Here is a 17,118-nt window from a genome sequence, read left to right on the forward strand (position 1 = left end):
AGTTGACAGCGAGGTTTTAAGGTTCGTAGTAGGGAGTTTAGTCCTTAAATATTCCTAAAAAAGGACTTGCATTCCTCACTACAAACGAGATTTTGGTTTGTAGTGTATTTAGCACTGAGTAATAGCTTGCGACAGCGAACTTTCTTCGGGAATATCCCAGCCGAGAGTTGCCGCCGCGATCGCCTCTAGGGGAAATTTGGGAGTGCGATCGGCATACAGCAAACCGTTAGCTTCTTGGAAAGTATCGGTTAACTGTGTATAACAAAATCCGCTGAACATTTCCACTCGGTTTACCACCTGCAACAGCGCCGTATAGCGCTTTTGCAGTTCCTGCGTGTCCGACGCGCGCACGTAGCCCCAAACTCTGTGAAAATCGGGGTTTTCGCGGCCGGCGCAGGCTATGCCGCCGAATTCGGTCAGCATCATCGGCTGTCCTTGGTGCGGGTGGCCGTCGAGGGTGAGGACTCGCCCTCCCGGACGCCCGCGATTGAACAAATCCGCTAACTGGACTTCGGGCCCGTAGCGCTTGGCCACAGTTTGCGGGTTGTTGTCGTAGTCGTGAATCGCCAGGATATCGGTATCTGTGCTTTCCCAGCCGTCGTTGCTAATTACCGGGCGAGTCGGATCGAGGGTTTTGGTCAGGAAATACAGCGCTTGGACGTAGTGGCGGTGGGCTGGCGCTTCGACTAAATTGGGAACTCCCCAAGATTCGTTGAAGGGCACCCAGACTACGATACAGGGATGGCTGGAGTCGCGATCGATCACTTCCGTCCATTCCCGCGTCAGCCTGTCAACGGCTTTGCGAGTAAAGCGGTAGGCGCTGGGCATTTCTTCCCAAACTAGCAGCCCCAGCACGTCGGCCCAGTACAAAAAGCGCGGATCTTCGATTTTTTGGTGTTTGCGAACGCCGTTGAAGCCCATTGCTTTGACTAATTCGACATCGTGGCGCAAAGCTTCGTCGGAGGGGGCAGTCATCAGGGTGTCAGGCCAGTAACCTTGATCGAGCACCAGTCTCAGGTAGTAGGGGCGGCCGTTCAGCATGAAGCGATCGCGCTGAATGCTGACAGTCCGCATCGCGGTGTAGGATTTAATTTCGTCGAGCAGTTTGCCGTCCGCCCACAACTCCACTTGTGCGTTAATTAATGTCGGTTTTTCGGGACTCCACAGCAGTTCGTTGCGGTAGTCGTCGATCCCCGGATCTGAAAGGGCGATGCGGCGGTGGATTTCGCCGTTGATCACTTCGTAGGTGTCGTTAACCAGCAGCAAACAGCCGATCGACAGTTTAACTTTAATTTGAATCCCGGATTGGCGATCGCCCGCCACAAACGCTTCAAAACCGATTTCCCAGCGTTCAAACTGCGGAGTCCAGCGGATGCGCTCGATATAAGTGTGAGGCACCAATTCTACCCAGACTGTCTGCCAAATGCCGGTCGTGCGCGGATACCAGATGCTGTGCGGTTGCACTTGCCAATCTTGCTTGCCGCGCGGTTTTGCCAAATCTTGCGGATCGTCCTGGGCCCAGACTGTCACCCGCTGCGGGCCGATGGGGTTAAGAACTGCTGTAATGTCTGCCGAGAAAGGAGTGTGTCCGCCTTCGTGTTCGATGACAAAGTGACCGTTTACCCAGACGCGGGCGCGGTAGTCTACGGCGCCGAAGTGGAGGAGAACTCTGCTTTCTGTGTGGGGTAAGTCAAATTCGCGATCGTACCAGCAGTTGGCGTGAAAATTCGTGTCACCGATCCCGCTTTTTGCCGATTCGGGAGCAAATGGCACTTCTATAGTGTGACTCCAGTCGGTAATGTCGATCGGCTGCACACAGCGTCCCGCATCGTCGTAAGCAAACCTCCACTGACCGTTAAGACAAATCCAGTTGCTGCGGCGCAATTGCGGGCGCGGATAACCTGTTTTGCGCCCTTGAACAGTCACCTTATTGTCTAGAGTGGAAGACTCTTCAAGATCGCAATTTTCTACTTCTCTACCTAACCAACTCATCGGCACATCTACCCAAAGTTATATTTATAGGTTAACGACAATTCTCGCGACTTTGACAAGTTTTTTGCTGATTAATTTGCAAAAGTTCTGCACCTTAAAACAGCCTCATCTGAAGGCTTAGTCATTAGTCATTAGTCATTAGTCATTAGTCATTAGTCAGAAGGAAGAAGGAAGGAAGGAAGGAAGGAAGGAAGGAAGGAAGGAAGGAAGATTTTTCCCACTCTCCCCCTCTCCCCCTCTCCAACTCTCCCACTCTCCCCCTCTCCCCCTCTCCAACTCTCCCTCTCTCCCCCTCTCCCCCTCTCCCACTCTCCCCCTCTCCCCTCTCCCCTCTCCCTTTAGCTGGCAACACTTTGCAAACCTCCTAAAGGTTCAGTTAGGTCACTTGTGAGAGGAACTTCTTCGGGATGTGGCAAATACTGAAATATCTGTTCTAATCCCGTGAGTTCAAATAGCATTCTAACTTGTTCGCTCATAGCAGATATCAAAAGTATACAGGCGCTGTCTCTAACTAATTTCACGATCGCCACTACAGCCATTAACTCCGAATTTTTCAAGAATTTTATATTTGAGAAATCCAGCATCAGAATTTTGCCGTCGCTTTCAATTAGGCGCTTTATTTCTTTTTGAAAATAAAAAAATTGAGATTTTTCCAAAACCTCATGAGACAAAATTATTTTCACGATCACGCTCATTTTTACCTCAATCCTTGTTTGAATTGTTAAAAAAAATTTCGAGGGAAACCAAGTAGGGTGCGCACTGCGCACCTTACATTTTCAACTATCGCCGTAGACTTTTCCCCCTTACAAAATCACAGCTTACAGCTATTTGCTAGCAGATTTGCCGTTGCCATTGACAGCAACGACTTCTAGAGAAACAGCGGCTGGGAGTTCGGCAACTGCGTTCGACGAGCTTAAATTAGAGGCAGAAGCGTTAAGATTGCCCACCATTTCAATCATCGGCTTGGCTGTAATCTGAGTATAAGTTGTCAAAGCTTGAGCGACAACTTGATCCATGTTATAATACCTGTAAGTCGCCAGCCTCCCCACAAAAGAAACTCCCGGAGTGGCATCAGCCAAAGCCTTATATTTCTTGTATATTTCGGCATTTTCCGGACGAGGCACCGGGTAATAAGGGTCTCCCTCAGCTTGGGGATATTCGTAGACAATGCTCGTTTTGAGATGCTCTTGTCCGGTGAGGTATTTAAACTCCGTGCAGCGAGTATATAAATGCTCGTTCGGGTAATTTACCACGGGTGCTGCTTGGTGTACGGGTACGTTCAGCGTCTCGTGCTTGAATTCTAAGGAACGGTAAGGCAGTTTGCCATAGCAATAATTGAAATAGGAATCCACAGGGCCGGTATAAATCATTTCCCCGTAAGGAATAAAACCTTCAATCTCCCGGTAGTCGGTATTCAGCATCACCTTGATGTTTGGGTGAGACAGCATCTTTTCAAACATCCGAGTGTAGCCGTGCAGGGGCATTGCTTGATAGGTATCGGTGAAATAGCGATCGTCCCTGTTAGTGCGGGTGGGTACGCGCGCAATCACTGATTTGTCAAGTTCTGACGGGTCTATTCCCCACTGTTTGCGGCTATAGTTGCGGAAGAATTTATCGTAAAGTTCGCGGCCGACTTTGCTGACAACGACATCTTCGGAAGTGCGAATATAATCTTTTGGTTCTGCTACTTTCGCGAAGAAATCTTCGACTTCAAATGATGTCAGATTCAGCCCATAAAGTTTATTTACAGTGTTGAGATTGATCGGAATTGGCAACAGTTGACCGTCCACGCTGGCGAGGACGCGATGTTCGTAGGGCCGCCAATCGGTGAACTGCGAAAGGTACTCGAAAACAGGGCGCGAATTAGTGTGAAAAATGTGGGGGCCGTATTTGTGAACGAGGATGCCGTGGTTGTCGTAGTGGTCGTAGGCGTTGCCACCGATGTGATTGCGGGTATCAATTATCAAGACTGTTTTGCCCGCCTGAGTTGCTAGTCTTTCGGCAATGACGCTACCTGCAAATCCGGCTCCGACAATTAAATAGTCAAACATTAAAGTACCTCTATTGTTTGGTAATTTGTAATCTGTAATCGGTAATTTGTAATCGGTAATTGGTAATTGGTAAGCTAGTATGGTTGAGTGTTAAACCTCGATATTTCTAACTTAAAACTTTTAGCCTGTCATCTGCTTTTGCCTTTCTGCCTTCGATCGCACTTTCGATCAATTCCAGCATTTCACCCCAGGTATTGTCCCAAGAATTGTCTGCTAAAAAGGCATCCACTTCGCCCAGCCACTTGGCGCGAACTTCCGAACTTTCGCCCAGGATTGCTTCAGCAGCAGCAACGAATTCTTCAACATTGCTCGCAATCCGAACCAAGCCGTTTTCTCCGTAGGGCCGCACCACGTCGCGGATCGGAGTAGAAATCACCGGTTTGCCGGCAGCGAGGTATTCGGGAGTTTTCGTCGGACTAATAAATTTAGTCGATTCGTTAATCGCAAAAGGCAGCATTGCTATATCCCACCCGCCAAGATACGCTGGCAGTTCTTGATAAGATTTGCCGCCGAGATAGTGGATATTTGGGTGAGTTGGTAGAGTTGCCTGGTCGATTTTCACCACCGGGCCAATGATGACTAAATGCCAGTCCGGTCTCGCTTCCGCAATGCCGCCCAGCAGTTCGATATCCATGCGTTCGTCTATGACGCCAAAAAATCCCAAACGCGGGTGAGGAATGTCTATTTGATCCGCAGGTGCTTCTGAAAAATTCCTAGCTGCGGCAAAGTGTTCTTTTTCGATGCTGCTAGGGAAAGCATGAATGTTTGGGTGCTGGTGCTGCTTTGCTTCGTAGAGGCTGTGTCCGCCTGTAAATACGACGTTGGCGCGCTTTAATAGTTGGGTTTCATTTGCTTTTAAATCCGGGTGTGCGCCTTGGAATGCTGACAGTTCATCCATGCAGTCGTAGACTACAGCTAGCGGTTTTAAGTGGTTGGTAAAACTGACAGCCATTGGTGTGTAATACCAGAGAATGTACTGGCTAATTTCTGCTGATTGAAACAAATCATCGAGCATGGCTTGCTGAGCAGTTTGCACTGTTTGTTCGCTGATTCCTTCGCTCAGGTGCGGTACTATTACCCAGACTCCGGTTTCGTGAATGCTGACATCAAGCCACCAATCAGTTGCCGCGTTGAAAACAGGTTCTTCTATAAAGAATACGCGGCGATTTTTGGCACAGCGGCCTAAGAGATGTTGCGGACGCTGATAGACGAAATTCCACCGCAAATGAGACAAACAAACTAAATCCGGTGCATCTAAAGCAGCAGCTTTTGATAAGTTGGCTGGCGAGGGAGCGAATTGAGAGGGAGATTTTGCTGGATCTATCCAGGTAAATCGGATCTCCCATGCTCGACCTTTATTGCTATAATTATTGTTTATTGAGCTTTCTGGCGGGGACATAATTAGCCTCGATAATTGGTTGATGAAATTTTTTCCAGGAAAATTTAGTAATGAAAAATTGTCAATAAGATATCTTGCTTGGCAGTGTCTTACTGAAAGTCGCAAGCATTAATCAGAGAATTTTTATTGGCGAACAAGCGGCGCATTTATTAGACCAAACAAGGCAACTGCTTAGCTGCGTAAAAACACGCTTATCTGCTTTTTTCAGGAGTGAAACTTGGAGATAAGTTAATTTTGTTAAACTTGCTATTGCTGCTAAATCTAACTCAATTTTACTGCTATTACTTCTATCTGAAGGATGACTTCGATCTCAGGGCGCGCCTAGCTTGCACTCTTGGTTCAAAAGCGGTTAAAATACCGATCGCTCTTGTGAAATGACTCTTAATTGGCAGGTACGGGTTAAAAACTAGCGAGTTTTATGGATTTATTTGGTAAAACAGATAAAATTTGGGATTCCGGGACAGCTTCGTTTCACGAGTTTTTGTTGCCCTGTGATTTCAGAAAAGTCGCCTTTTTTAAACTTATCCGATCGCAGGTTGGCCAATTTTGTATCTTAATATACAAGTTCTCTGCCTAGATTTATGACTTCCGATAGATTAAGAATTGATAGTTTATGTATTCGCCTTAAACCGACATCTTATACCATTGTCAATCATACCGGAGAAATCTGGTAAAAGCCACGAGAAACCTAGGATTTTACTCGATTCAGTGGCAAGAAACCAAGATGACGATATTGGTGCTCTGGGTGCGAGGTTAAAGTCATGCGCAGAGCACCAATTTCAATCATCCGTCTTAGGGAGGGTTCCTCAATATATGCAATTCCCCCACCAAATATCGCTGCCAACCCGCGACTCAAAGATACCACTTTGAAAAGTCTTGCTGAAAAGTCTTGCTAGAATTATTAATTCTATATAAATTATCTGTCATTTGTATGATTACCCGCCGGACATTCCACCGTGCCGTTTCCCTACAAATTATCGCCTATAATTTCTATGTGGCAATTTTTCATAATTGATATAAACTCCAAAAAAACGCCGCTTTTCAGGGCGGCGTTCTTTTTAATTAAGAATTATAAATGGGAATTATGCCATTTTTAATGCTTAATTTCCTAACAATCGTAGTAGAGAGCAAACTCGTAGGGATGAGGACGTAACCGCATCGGGTTGACTTCGTTGTCGAGTTTGTAGGAAATCCAGGTTTGGATGAAGTCTTCGGTAAAGACGCCTGTTTCTGTTAAGAAAGCGTGGTCTTGTTCTAAAGCTTCTAAAGCGGCTTCCAAGGAAGCGGGAGTTGAAGGAATTTTGCTCAATTCTTCAGGGGAAAGGTCGTAGATATCCACGTCCAAAGGTTCGCCCGGATCGATTTGATTCTTGATGCCATCTAGGCCGGCGCACAGCATAGCTGCAAAGGCTAAATAGGGGTTGGATGTGGCATCGGGACAGCGGAATTCTAACCGCTTGGCTTTGGGGTTGGTACCAGACAACGGAATCCGCACTGATGCCGATCGATTTCCTTGAGAATAAGCTAAGTTTACAGGAGCTTCAAAGCCCGGAACTAAACGCTTGTAGGAATTAGTCGTCGGGTTGGTGAGTGCCAAAAGTGCCGGCGCGTGCTTGAGAATGCCGCCGATGTAATGCAGTCCCATTTGACTGAAACCTGCATATTGATCGCCTGCAAATAACGGTTTGCCGTCTTGCCAAATCGACTGGTGAACGTGCATCCCCGAACCGTTGTCGTTAAACAGCGGTTTGGGCATGAAGGTGATGGTTTTGCCGTATTTTTTGCCGACGTTTTTGATGACGTATTTGTATGTCATTAAGTAGTCAGCGGCTTGGACTAATGTTGCAAAGCGGAAACCGAGTTCGCATTGACCGCCGGTGGCGACTTCGTGGTGGTGCTTTTCGATTGGTACGCCGCATTTTGCCATTGTCAGCAGCATTTCCGTTCTCATGTCTTGAGAGGTATCGGTTGGTGCTACTGGGAAATAACCTTCTTTGTAACGTGGTTTGTAACCGAGGTTGCCGCCTGCTTCTTCTTTGCCGGAATTCCAGCGACCTTCGATCGAGTCTACGTAATAGTACCCGGAATTTTGGGTTTGGTCGAAGCGAACGTCGTCAAAAATGAAAAATTCTGCTTCCGGGCCAAAGAATGCTGTATCGCCGATGCCGGTGGTATTTAAGTAGTCTATGGCTTTTTGGGCGATCGTGCGGGGACAGCGACCGTATGGTTCGCCGGTGCGGGGTTCTTTGATGCTGCAAATGAAGCTGATGGTGGGTTCTGCCATGAAGGGGTCGATCCACGCGGTGGTAGGATCGATGACCATTGTCATGTCTGATTCGTTGATGGCTTTCCAGCCGCGAATGCTGGAACCGTCGAAGGGTACGCCGTCTGTGAAGGCTGTTTCGTCGATTTGGTCGTGGTACAGGGAAAGGTGTTGCCAGATCCCCGGCATATCGATGAATTTTAGGTCAACGATCAGGATTTTATTTTCTTTTATGTAGTTTAGGGCTTCTTGGGGTGTCTGGAACATGACTTACTCCTGATGTTAGTTGTGTCTTGGCGATCCTCTTCGAGGGCTTCGCTAACGGCAGATTTTAGACTGTTTGGGCGATCGTAGGCTTTCAGTAACCACGTTTTTGTAGCAAAAGATACAAAATATTCAAAGTGCGCCCAGTGCGGGCGGGCAGTTCGTGATTCTTGCCTGGTCTATGTTTCGGCTGTTGATCTAAGGCAAAAGGCTGAACTTTGCGGTCAGTTGCTGGGGAGGGACTACCCTCTGTGCAAATCCTATCTCAAATCTTAATCAAAGGCCGATTTGTAGTAGTCTACAATAGGCGGTCTATCTCAGATAGAAAAGTATTGATAAAGATTTTTGGGAGAGAAACTTATGCGCGATGCAGTGACGAGCCTGATTGAAAATTATGATGTTGCTGGTAGGTATTTAGACCGAGATGGTATCGATCGGTTGAAATCTTATTTTGCAACGGGCACAGCACGGGTACAGGCGGCGGCTGCGATTAACAGCAATGCTGCGGAAATTGTCAAGCAAGCTGGTATTCAGCTATTTGCTGAACAGCCCGAACTGATCCGTCCCGGTGGAAATGCCTACACGACTCGTCGCTACGCGGCTTGTTTGCGGGATATGGACTACTACTTGCGCTACGCTACTTACGCCCTGGTGGCTGGAAGTACCGATGTGCTGGACGAGCGCGTGCTGCAAGGTTTGCGGGAAACTTACAATTCTCTGAGCGTTCCCATTGGCCCGACTGTGATGGGGATCGGCATTATGAAGGAGATGGTTAAGGCTCAGGTGGAAGCTGCCGGCTTGTCTGTGGGGCCTTTTCTGGAACAGCCTTTTGATTACATGATTCGCGAATTGAGCGAACAAGATATTTAAGTCAAGCAAGCTGGTTCTTTTAGCAGCAAATTGTATTTGTGGCTTGCAGTTAGGAGCCGTTGGATCGATCGCTTTTTTGGGCATCCGTGCCTCCAAGCGATCTTTTTTATGGGTTAAAAATCGCCGATACATCCCCAGACGAGGCATTTATCAAGGGGATTTTTAGTTTGGCCGCGATCGACTTGTTCGGCGGTTGTGGCTTCTACTTCGCCGTTTGCGTAAAGGATGTGGATGATGTTACCGCTGACGAAGGCCAGGGGATTTTCTTGACAAAAGCCCGGATTTCTGATTGGAAAGTTAAAGTTTTTTATGATCGATCGCATTTTATTTGTAACCGTTTGACCTGTAGCTACATAATCCGCTATTCGCCAAAGTTTTTGTGTGATTCTACGAATGTTTGTCTGTGATTGAACTCAACACGGAGAGCGTTCTCAGTCACATAATGTGAGGTGAGGGCGATCGCCCACCAGATCTGGAAAACCCGGAAAAAATGGCGGTGGGCGAAGAAGGCCAGCTTCTACTGGGAAAACCAGATGGTAGCCAAAAATCAGCAGTCGGGCTTGTGCGTAAGTGCTAATCTGATACTGTCCTAAACCCGATCCGTACAGATTAAAAACCTTGGCTAAACAACGAATAGACACTTTATTGGTAGACCTAGATTTGTGCACTTCCCGACAACAAGCTCAGGCCTTGATTCGGACTGGGAAAGTCTCCATCAACCAGCAGGTAATTGACAAACCAGGGACTGAGGTTGATATTGCAGCAAATATTCAGATTAAAGAGCGATCGCGCTACGTTTCCAGAGGTGGCGACAAATTAGCCAAAGCTTTAGAAGTTTTTGCGATTCCCGTCGCGGGCAGAATTTGTCTCGACGGCGGCATTTCCACAGGCGGTTTTACCGACTGTCTGCTACAAGCCGGCGCGACTCTAGTCTACGGCGTAGATGTGGGCTACGGTCAAGCAGATTGGCGCTTGCGTAACGATCCGAGGGTAATTTTGAAAGAACGCACCAATTTGCGGTACATGACGGCTACAGAACTTTATGGGGAGTCTGGGCGAGCAGATTTGGCGGTAGTGGATGTGTCGTTTATTTCCCTCGATAAGGTTTTACCGGCGCTGTGGGAATTGTTGGCACCGCCGCGAGAAGCGGTATTGTTGGTAAAGCCGCAATTTGAGGTTGGGCGCGATCGCGTCGGGAAAAAAGGCGTAGTCAGAGACTCAGCAACTCAAGCCGATGCGATTTTTCAAGTGTGGAAGGCAGCTACAGCTTTAGGATGGCAGGAAAAAGGCTTAACGTGGTCGCCTTTACTTGGCCCGGCTGGTAATATCGAGTATCTTTTATGGTTGGGGATCGATCGCGAACCGGAACCAGACGAAAGTGCGATCCTCTTCGAGGGCTGCGCTAACGAAGAAGGTGTTGTGAAGGAACGGATATCAGAAGTCGCCAAAGCGGCCGCGCGGGAACTTGTCAATCGATTGTAAATTTGAGATTTGAGATTTGAGATTGACTGCAACCGATCGAGCTAATCAATTTTACAATTCAAATTTAGAACTCCAGATTTATCTAAAATTTCAAATTGTTTTGTCAATCAGACTCCTAAACTTTCACTTAGTGAATAATTCCATGCAGCCATTAAAACAAGCCGGTTCGATTTTCCTGTACATCCTAGGTGGCATCGGGTATTTAGCGATTGCAGCTACTATTGTAGGCGTTTCAATTCTGATCAAATTCGCAGCTCTGCTGCTGGCAGACAAATTATTATATACAATTCTAATTATCGGTGATTTGTTGAGGGGCATCGAAATTATTGAACTGTTAAATATCTTAATATTTGCTTTTATCGGCATGGGATTTGGCGTGGCTACAAAACTTTTGATTCCTCAATATGGACGGCAAATTAGTGCGGCTTTGTTGATAGTTATAGTTCCCTTGGTTTTTATGAGTACGCCAGCTATTAGATATAATGCTTGGCTGGAAAAAGTAGGGGAATCAGATAACTTATTGCCTGCGGATACTGCAACATTAACTAACTCATTTTTGCAGAGAAAGGTAGGATTGCAGGGTTTTCTCGGTTATTACGTATACACTGGTCAGTTTCCGGTGATTCCGACCAAACAATCTGAAATGAAAGACCTCGACAGCTTTGAAAAAAAAGTTAATTCCAGATTTGTGCAGTTAACGGGTGTGGCTCCGACGATTGTTTCTTGGTCAATGCGGGTTTGTTTTTGGCTGATTAGACTATTTTATTTTTCTATCGCGGTAATTGCGACGATTGTTCATTTTAGGGAAGGTGTGAGAATCGCGGGAAGATAAGACTCGGCGGTTGAAACCGCGACTATACAAACGAAGTCTGCCTCCGCAGACTGAAGATAAGACTCGGCGGTTTGAACCGCCGAGTCTTCTGCAATTTTTAGGACTCAGTAATCAGTTGACCAATTTTTTTTAAGACTTGAAGAACAGTATAAAGTTCATTCATTAAAGGAAGCGGTGAAAATATTCTTGATAAGTCATATTGAGGTAGATTCTGAAAGTCTAGCTTGACGAATACAATTTCACTGCCATTTGTCATCGCAGCAAAACTCGGTCTATCCTTCCGAGGATTGGCTGTCATGTATGCTAGTGTTTGGGGAAGTGCAGACATTACTGAAATGGTGGTGCGTTTCGACTCTAAGAGTGTCACCCAGAACTGATTTTGCATCACTAAAACATCAATCCGTCCCTTGAGAGTTTCTACTTCCTCATCCTCCTCCTCTAAAACAATTCTTACAGATTTTTCAGCAGTCATTTTAAAAGGTGAATCGTAAAAACCTGCTCGTTCCAATAGAGGCGAACCCATGATTAGGGTGACAGTTCCTTCTGTCAGATTTCCATCATTGAGATGATAGAGATATCGCCGCCGAATTAAATTGAGAGCACTTTTATCAGCTTCTGTAATTTCGGGCAAATCTGCATACCATTCGGGAAAAAATCCCTCGGATTCAGTGCGCGTAATCCTGAATCGAGATTCAACATCTGCTAAAGTTGCAATAATTTCAGTAATGGCTGTTGTTTGTGTCATATTTTAAATTCTTGCTGCAAGCGATCGATAATTGTATTACGCTCGATGGTAGCTAGAATTTCTTGAATGACGGTATCTTGTCCCATCGGGCCCCAGGTGCAGCCTTTTTCTAAATAAACTTGGGCGGCGCGACCGACAGCATAGGTTCCGTAAGCTGCTAAACTAGCTTGAGTGACAGCAACTCCGGCGAAGGTAGAAAAGCCGATTTGCGGGGCGACAGCCGCTGCACTTTTACCAAATCCCAAGAGGAAACTGCTACCTAATTCTCCCAAAAGTACGCCGCCTGCGCTGGAGAAAATGGTTTGCCAAAGTTTCCCGGCTTCGTAACCAGTCATGGGTAAACCGTAAAGTCTGGATAAAGAGCGAATTAAGGCTAAATCTGCGACTGTTGCTCCCATTACATCGAGGAAAGCAACGGGATTTAAGCCTACCGCTAAGGCTTTATATTTTGCAAATTGCCAGATTAAATCGTCGGCTTCTGTTTGCCGCAATTTGAGAACTTGATGGGCAATATTTGCTTCGGCATCCCTAGCTTCTACTAAAGCATTGAGTGCGAGGAGCGATCGCCCTTCTCTGTTAAGAATTGTCAAAATCTTGTGTTTGAGTTGGTCTATCTGGGGGGGAGGCGACTCCCATTCGTTAGTAACACTTCCATCTGACCATTCGACGCGCACTTGCACCGGTGCGGGTTCGGCGGCTACCATGACTATTTCTAAGGATTTGGCAATTTTAGCGGGTGATTTTGCTGTAGATTTATCAGGAGGGATGTTGTTTGGTCGATCGTCCAAATCTCCTTTATCTGTTGCATCTGTTACCGCATCGGCTGCTAACTGTTCGGAATTTCCCAGCGCTTGCAAACTTTGGTAAATAGCTTTTCTGTCTAATTCTGGGTACAGGTCAATTTTATTAAAAACTAAAATCAGCGGTTTTTGAGCTGTTTGCAATTCGCACAAAGCTTGATATTCAGTGCGAGTGATATCGCCCGCTACAACAAACAGAATTAAGTCAGATTGGCGAGTTACTTGTTTGGCCATTTCGCCGCGCACTTCGCCGCCAACTTCATCAATTCCGGGAGTATCAATTAATTCTACTTGGATTTTTTCTGTACCTTCGGCGGTGGGAATAGAGGGAATTGTCCAGCGCACGGAACGCGGCCACTGAGTCACGCCGTTGAGAGGGCCTGTTTGCAGGATTTTTTGACCTAAAAGTGCGTTTAATACGGCTGATTTGCCGCGACTGACAAGACCAAAGGTAGCAATGCGAATGACATTATGGTCAAGTTTTTCCGAGGTAGAAGTTAAAATATCTAACTGAGTTTGCAGCGCGGCTTCTAATTCTGTATTATTTGAGTTTTTTTTGCCTTGGCGCAGGTGGGAGTAGCGCGCGAGGGCTTGGCGCAAACTGGCGCGGGCTAGGGATAGGCGATTTTCTTGAAGGGAATTGTCAGCCATTGGCGATCGGCTTTTTTAAGCAATGTAATTGAGCGTCGAAATATAACATTCTATTTCTTATTTTAATACAATTTTTGATAAATTTCTAGCTGTTTATTTGGGAGTTATGTAGGGACACGGAACTGTCAAGGCCTGTTAACAACCACGTCAAACCCTTTGTATATCTCGTTTACTGCCGAGGCCAGATCCCCCTAAATCCCCCTTAAGAAGGGGGACTTTGAGAATGCTCTTGTCCCCCCCTTTTGCAAGGGGGGTTAGGGGGGATCTGGCCCTAATCGTCAGACAGACAAGGTTCCTGGCCGCCCTTGCCTCCAGGACTATTTAATTGGCGGCCGAATTAACAACCTGGGGCCCAGATGTCTGAGGCGAGAGACGACTTGCAACTTGGTTGATGAAAGCTTGCAAGAAGGAAACTTGCTGATTTTGCATAAATACTGCTTGCAAAGTTTTCGTCAGTTCCGTAAGATTGAAGATGCCTTTAGCATTTTCCAATTCTTGAGTTGAGAAATATTCAATCAAACTCAGTCCAGCTATTCTGGTAAAATATGCTGCACTAATTCCCTGCACCGCGCCTCCTGCTGCATAGGTAACGGCATTGCTTTTCAGCAGTCCCGTAATAGTTTGGGTAGACAGTTCTACTAATCCCAGTTTGAACATTTGGGTTGCTAAAGTTCCCGCTACTGTTTTAGCTTGGTCTAAGGAAAACTTTTGCTGGTAGATAGCGCCGAGGTCGATTACGAGTTGGGTGCTGATGGCGGTTGTTGCTAACAAGTCTAAGGCGGGAACTGGGTTAGCAAAAACGGCGGCGGCGGCGATATACTGATATTGTTCGATGATGGGCATTGCCCGATCGCGCCGAACGACATTTAATAAAGTTTTCGCCTCTAATTTGATACTTGCAGCCTCGCGCACGGCACTCGCCCAGACCAACTGTTGCCCTTCTTGAGTTAAAATTTGAGTCAATCTTGCTGTCAGCGACTCAAGTTGAGAGACTTGATTTTCGATGCGTTCTTTAAATGTGCCGTCCGCTTGGTGCTGCCGCACTTTAATAGAATTCGGGGAAGCTGCGATCGCAATTATATCTTCTGTCCCCAATATTCCTTGCATTTTCTGCTGCAAAGAGTTCAAAACCTGCGACTGCTGCGCTGGCAAATATTGGTCTAGTTTGTTCCAGACTAGCAGCACGCGCTGACCTGCGGACGCTAGTTGAGATAATGTTTTAAACTCGGAATCGGTGATGTCGCCCGCTGTCACAAACAGCACTAAATCACCGCCGATTTTGGTATCGATATTTGTTGTATTGGCAAACAGCGCTGCTGTTTCTGAGAAAATCTGCTTTTGTGGCTGTTGAGATGCCCAATTAGAGTTTAGAACTTGAATTAAGGCAGTTTTACCGACTGCTTTGCCGCCTGTGACGGTAATCCGCAAGTCTTGTCGGTCTAATTCGGCTTTGAGTCGATCGAGCTTTGCTGTTAGATGAGCCGGATTTGCCGAGTTTTGAGCTTCCAAGGCGAGTAGTTTAATTGCTGCTTCGGCAGTCGCGATCGCTTTTTCGGCTGCTTCCCGGTTGGCCAGGGGTTGCGGGAGTGCGAGTTCGAGTTTGGGGGATTGTTGTTTCCACCACCAATACCCTGCACCGGCTGCCGCCAAGCCGATGAGTGCCGTTTCGCCCATTTCTGAACCCGAATGCTGGAGAGTTTCCAACAGCCACAGCGCTGCTGAAAGTCCTATTCCGCCTATCAAAATCGGTCGCCGCAAGTTAAGTGTCATTTTTCCCTTCCTGTGGGTATTATCGCCAAGCTTAACCTTACCGGGCTTGGCATCCCGGACTATCTTCTATGGTAACTCTGCGGCATCCAAACTGGCGATCGGGCTACCCGTGCGGATTACACCCTAAAGTTTTTGGACAAGTGCAAAATTTTTGTAGTAAGGACTTCAGTCCTTGCAGTTGAGTTAAGCAAGAAAAAAGTGAAGTCATTACTACAAACTGTTAATCTTTGAGAAATCGGACGGGTAATTGTCTAATCTCCCAAACAAATTCCCAAACCGCGCGCCGTTTTAACCAGAGTACCATCGAAGTCTACGGGTCTGTATTTGGCGATCGCATCTTCCAATGGAACGCTGACAACTTCTCGCTGCTGCCAAGATACCATGCGGTCAAATTTCTCTTCGGCAATTAAATCAACTGCTGCGACGCCAAAAGCAGAAGCAATTAATCTTTCTAGCGAAGAAGGTGTTCCCCCGCGTTGAGTGTGTCCCAAAACGGTGACGCGGGTTTCTGCACCGCTACATTCAGAAATTGTATCAGCTAAATACTGACCGATTCCGCCTAATCGACTTTGACCTAAGCGATTTGTGTGCATTACTAATTCGCCTGCTTCTGTGCGAACTGCCTCCGCTACTACAATTAAACAGTAGGTTTTTCCACGGTCTTGGCGTTCTTTGATTTTGGCACAAATTTGGGAAATTTTGTAAGGAATTTCGGGAATCAGAATTATATCAGCTCCCCCAGCTATTCCGGCACTAATTGCAATATGTCCGGCATCGCGTCCCATGACTTCAACAATGATCACGCGGCTGTGACTTGCTGCGGTAAAATGTAAGCGGTCTAGTGCTTCTGTGGCAATATTGACAGCAGTATCAAAACCGATCGATCGCTCGGTAATTCCGACATCATTATCAATAGTTTTAGGAATAGCAACTAAATTCAAATTGCCTTGTTTGGCAATCTTCCTGAGAATGGCTAGACTGCCATCGCCACCTATGACAATTAAGGCATCCAAACCTAGTTGATGATAGCCTTCGATAATGTCATCAGAGCGATCGCGCACAGTCCCATCAGGCATCGGGAAGGCGAAAGGGTTGCCCTCGTTTGTAGTCCCTAGCATCGTACCGCCAATGGTCAGCCAGGAGTCTACTTTTTCCACATTCAACGCAATTGCTTCGGGAGGACGACTCATCAACCCTTTGGTGGCTTGACGAATACCCATCACTTGCCAATTGTAAGTTTCCGTGGCGCGGTAAACAACGGCTCGAATCACTGCGTTTAAGCCGGCACAGTCACCCCCGCTGGTGAGAATGCCGATACGTTTTTGTTCTCCCATAATTAAGCCAGACTTTTGTTGCTCAGAACATGAGTTGATATTTTTAGATCCCGATTCGTTCAATCCTGATTTTCGACCTAATTTAGTGGCTCAAAAGTCCCAAATCACCGTCTCAAATACAACATAAATTTTACTTGGGATTGAGGCGTTTAGAAACTTGGTTAATGATGCCGCTGAGAATTGCACCGCCCATGAGAATGCCGAGAGCGGGATTAAATACGGGCTGCCACAGACTGTACCATAAATCGAAACCGAGATTCACCCCGGTCGATCGCCCTGCTACGGCGATCACAAACCACGCAAAAATAGCAAAGACGAAAAATACATCCGCTACTAGAATCAAGTTGAGGAAGTTAAGAATTTTATCTTTCATGGTCGAGGGTTCCTTTTGAGTGTATATTTGTCGAGTTTTGGCAAGCGGTTGTTCATTCAGTTGACAGTTGACAGTTGACAGTTGACAGCTTGGCTTGAGCGAAGCCGAGGGGAGCCAGTCGTTGGGTTGACAGCACTTGACAAAAGAAGTCCGAGGATTGGAGTAATCAATAGTCTGATTTTAATCTCTCCCTACAAGGGTTCAGGCTTTAAACCAATTCTTTCTGGTAATGGGGCGGATGGATAGCTGCAACAGGCGATCGAATCAAGATAAAATATCATTCAATTGTTTT

14 protein-coding genes are annotated in these 17,118 nt (G+C 46.6%); 3 read left to right on the plus strand and 11 right to left on the minus strand.

The window, feature by feature from the left end:
• Positions 1-108: 108 nt before the first annotated feature.
• The 5 genes from QUB52_RS00470 to glnA all read right to left on the minus strand — a co-directional run bounded on the left by QUB52_RS00470 (position 109) and on the right by glnA (position 7,972).
• A complete protein-coding gene (locus QUB52_RS00470; RefSeq protein ID WP_332972145.1) occupies positions 109-1,992 on the minus strand; it encodes a glycoside hydrolase family 2 protein in 1,884 nt (627 codons plus the stop codon).
• Between the two features lie 338 nt (positions 1,993-2,330).
• Positions 2,331-2,687: an STAS domain-containing protein gene (locus QUB52_RS00475; RefSeq protein ID WP_332967846.1), complete on the minus strand. Its 357-nt coding sequence runs from the start codon at positions 2,685-2,687 to the stop codon at positions 2,331-2,333.
• A gap of 129 nt (positions 2,688-2,816) precedes the next feature.
• Entirely contained in the window at positions 2,817-4,043 is a 1,227-nt protein-coding gene (gene glf, locus QUB52_RS00480; RefSeq protein ID WP_265239939.1) for a UDP-galactopyranose mutase, read from the minus strand.
• Between the two features lie 106 nt (positions 4,044-4,149).
• The gene (locus QUB52_RS00485; protein ID WP_332972144.1) at positions 4,150-5,442 is read right to left on the minus strand and encodes a glycosyltransferase family 1 protein; all 1,293 of its coding nucleotides are present in this window, start codon (positions 5,440-5,442) and stop codon (positions 4,150-4,152) included.
• Between the two features lie 1,108 nt (positions 5,443-6,550).
• Positions 6,551-7,972 carry a type I glutamate--ammonia ligase gene (gene glnA / locus QUB52_RS00490; RefSeq protein WP_265239941.1) on the minus strand — a complete coding sequence of 474 codons (1,422 nt, stop codon included), beginning with the start codon at positions 7,970-7,972 and terminating at the stop codon, positions 6,551-6,553.
• Between the two features lie 357 nt (positions 7,973-8,329).
• Here glnA and apcB point away from each other — a divergent pair, with 357 nt between their 5' ends.
• Positions 8,330-8,839 carry an allophycocyanin subunit beta gene (gene apcB, locus QUB52_RS00495; RefSeq protein ID WP_265239942.1) on the plus strand — a complete coding sequence of 170 codons (510 nt, stop codon included), beginning with the start codon at positions 8,330-8,332 and terminating at the stop codon, positions 8,837-8,839.
• A 113-nt stretch (positions 8,840-8,952) separates the two neighbouring features.
• Here apcB and QUB52_RS00500 read toward each other — a convergent pair whose 3' ends face one another.
• A complete protein-coding gene (locus QUB52_RS00500; RefSeq protein WP_265239943.1) occupies positions 8,953-9,162 on the minus strand; it encodes a hypothetical protein in 210 nt (69 codons plus the stop codon).
• Positions 9,163-9,457: 295 nt separating this feature from the next.
• On the opposite strand from QUB52_RS00500, the gene QUB52_RS00505 reads away from it, so the two are divergent.
• Both QUB52_RS00505 and QUB52_RS00510 read left to right on the plus strand, forming a co-directional pair.
• Positions 9,458-10,321, plus strand: a complete 864-nt coding sequence (locus tag QUB52_RS00505) for a TlyA family RNA methyltransferase (RefSeq protein ID WP_265239944.1) — start codon at positions 9,458-9,460, stop codon at positions 10,319-10,321.
• 142 nt (positions 10,322-10,463) lie between these two features.
• The gene (locus tag QUB52_RS00510; RefSeq protein ID WP_265239945.1) at positions 10,464-11,153 is read left to right on the plus strand and encodes a hypothetical protein; all 690 of its coding nucleotides are present in this window, start codon (positions 10,464-10,466) and stop codon (positions 11,151-11,153) included.
• A 97-nt stretch (positions 11,154-11,250) separates the two neighbouring features.
• Here the strand turns inward: QUB52_RS00510 and QUB52_RS00515 are convergent, their stop codons facing one another.
• The 5 genes from QUB52_RS00515 to QUB52_RS00535 all read right to left on the minus strand — a co-directional run bounded on the left by QUB52_RS00515 (position 11,251) and on the right by QUB52_RS00535 (position 16,826).
• The gene (locus QUB52_RS00515; RefSeq protein ID WP_332972143.1) at positions 11,251-11,898 is read right to left on the minus strand and encodes a type I restriction endonuclease subunit R; all 648 of its coding nucleotides are present in this window, start codon (positions 11,896-11,898) and stop codon (positions 11,251-11,253) included.
• Positions 11,895-13,349, minus strand: coding sequence for a GTP-binding protein (locus QUB52_RS00520; protein ID WP_332967851.1), 1,455 nt, complete (start codon positions 13,347-13,349; stop codon positions 11,895-11,897). The genes QUB52_RS00515 and QUB52_RS00520 overlap by 4 nt, the downstream gene beginning before the upstream one ends.
• Before the next feature lie 321 nt (positions 13,350-13,670).
• Complete coding sequence (locus tag QUB52_RS00525) at positions 13,671-15,119, minus strand: YcjF family protein (protein ID WP_332972142.1); 1,449 nt, start codon at positions 15,117-15,119, stop codon at positions 13,671-13,673.
• Between the two features lie 251 nt (positions 15,120-15,370).
• Positions 15,371-16,453: an ATP-dependent 6-phosphofructokinase gene (locus QUB52_RS00530; RefSeq protein WP_265239978.1), complete on the minus strand. Its 1,083-nt coding sequence runs from the start codon at positions 16,451-16,453 to the stop codon at positions 15,371-15,373.
• A gap of 130 nt (positions 16,454-16,583) precedes the next feature.
• Positions 16,584-16,826 (minus strand): hypothetical protein, encoded by a 243-nt coding sequence (locus tag QUB52_RS00535; protein WP_265239949.1) that lies wholly within the window; start codon positions 16,824-16,826, stop codon positions 16,584-16,586.
• Positions 16,827-17,118: the final 292 nt, after the last annotated feature.

It is taken from the genome of Microcoleus sp. A6-C6 (assembly GCF_036705955.1).
Lineage (GTDB): Bacteria > Cyanobacteriota > Cyanobacteriia > Cyanobacteriales > Microcoleaceae > Microcoleus.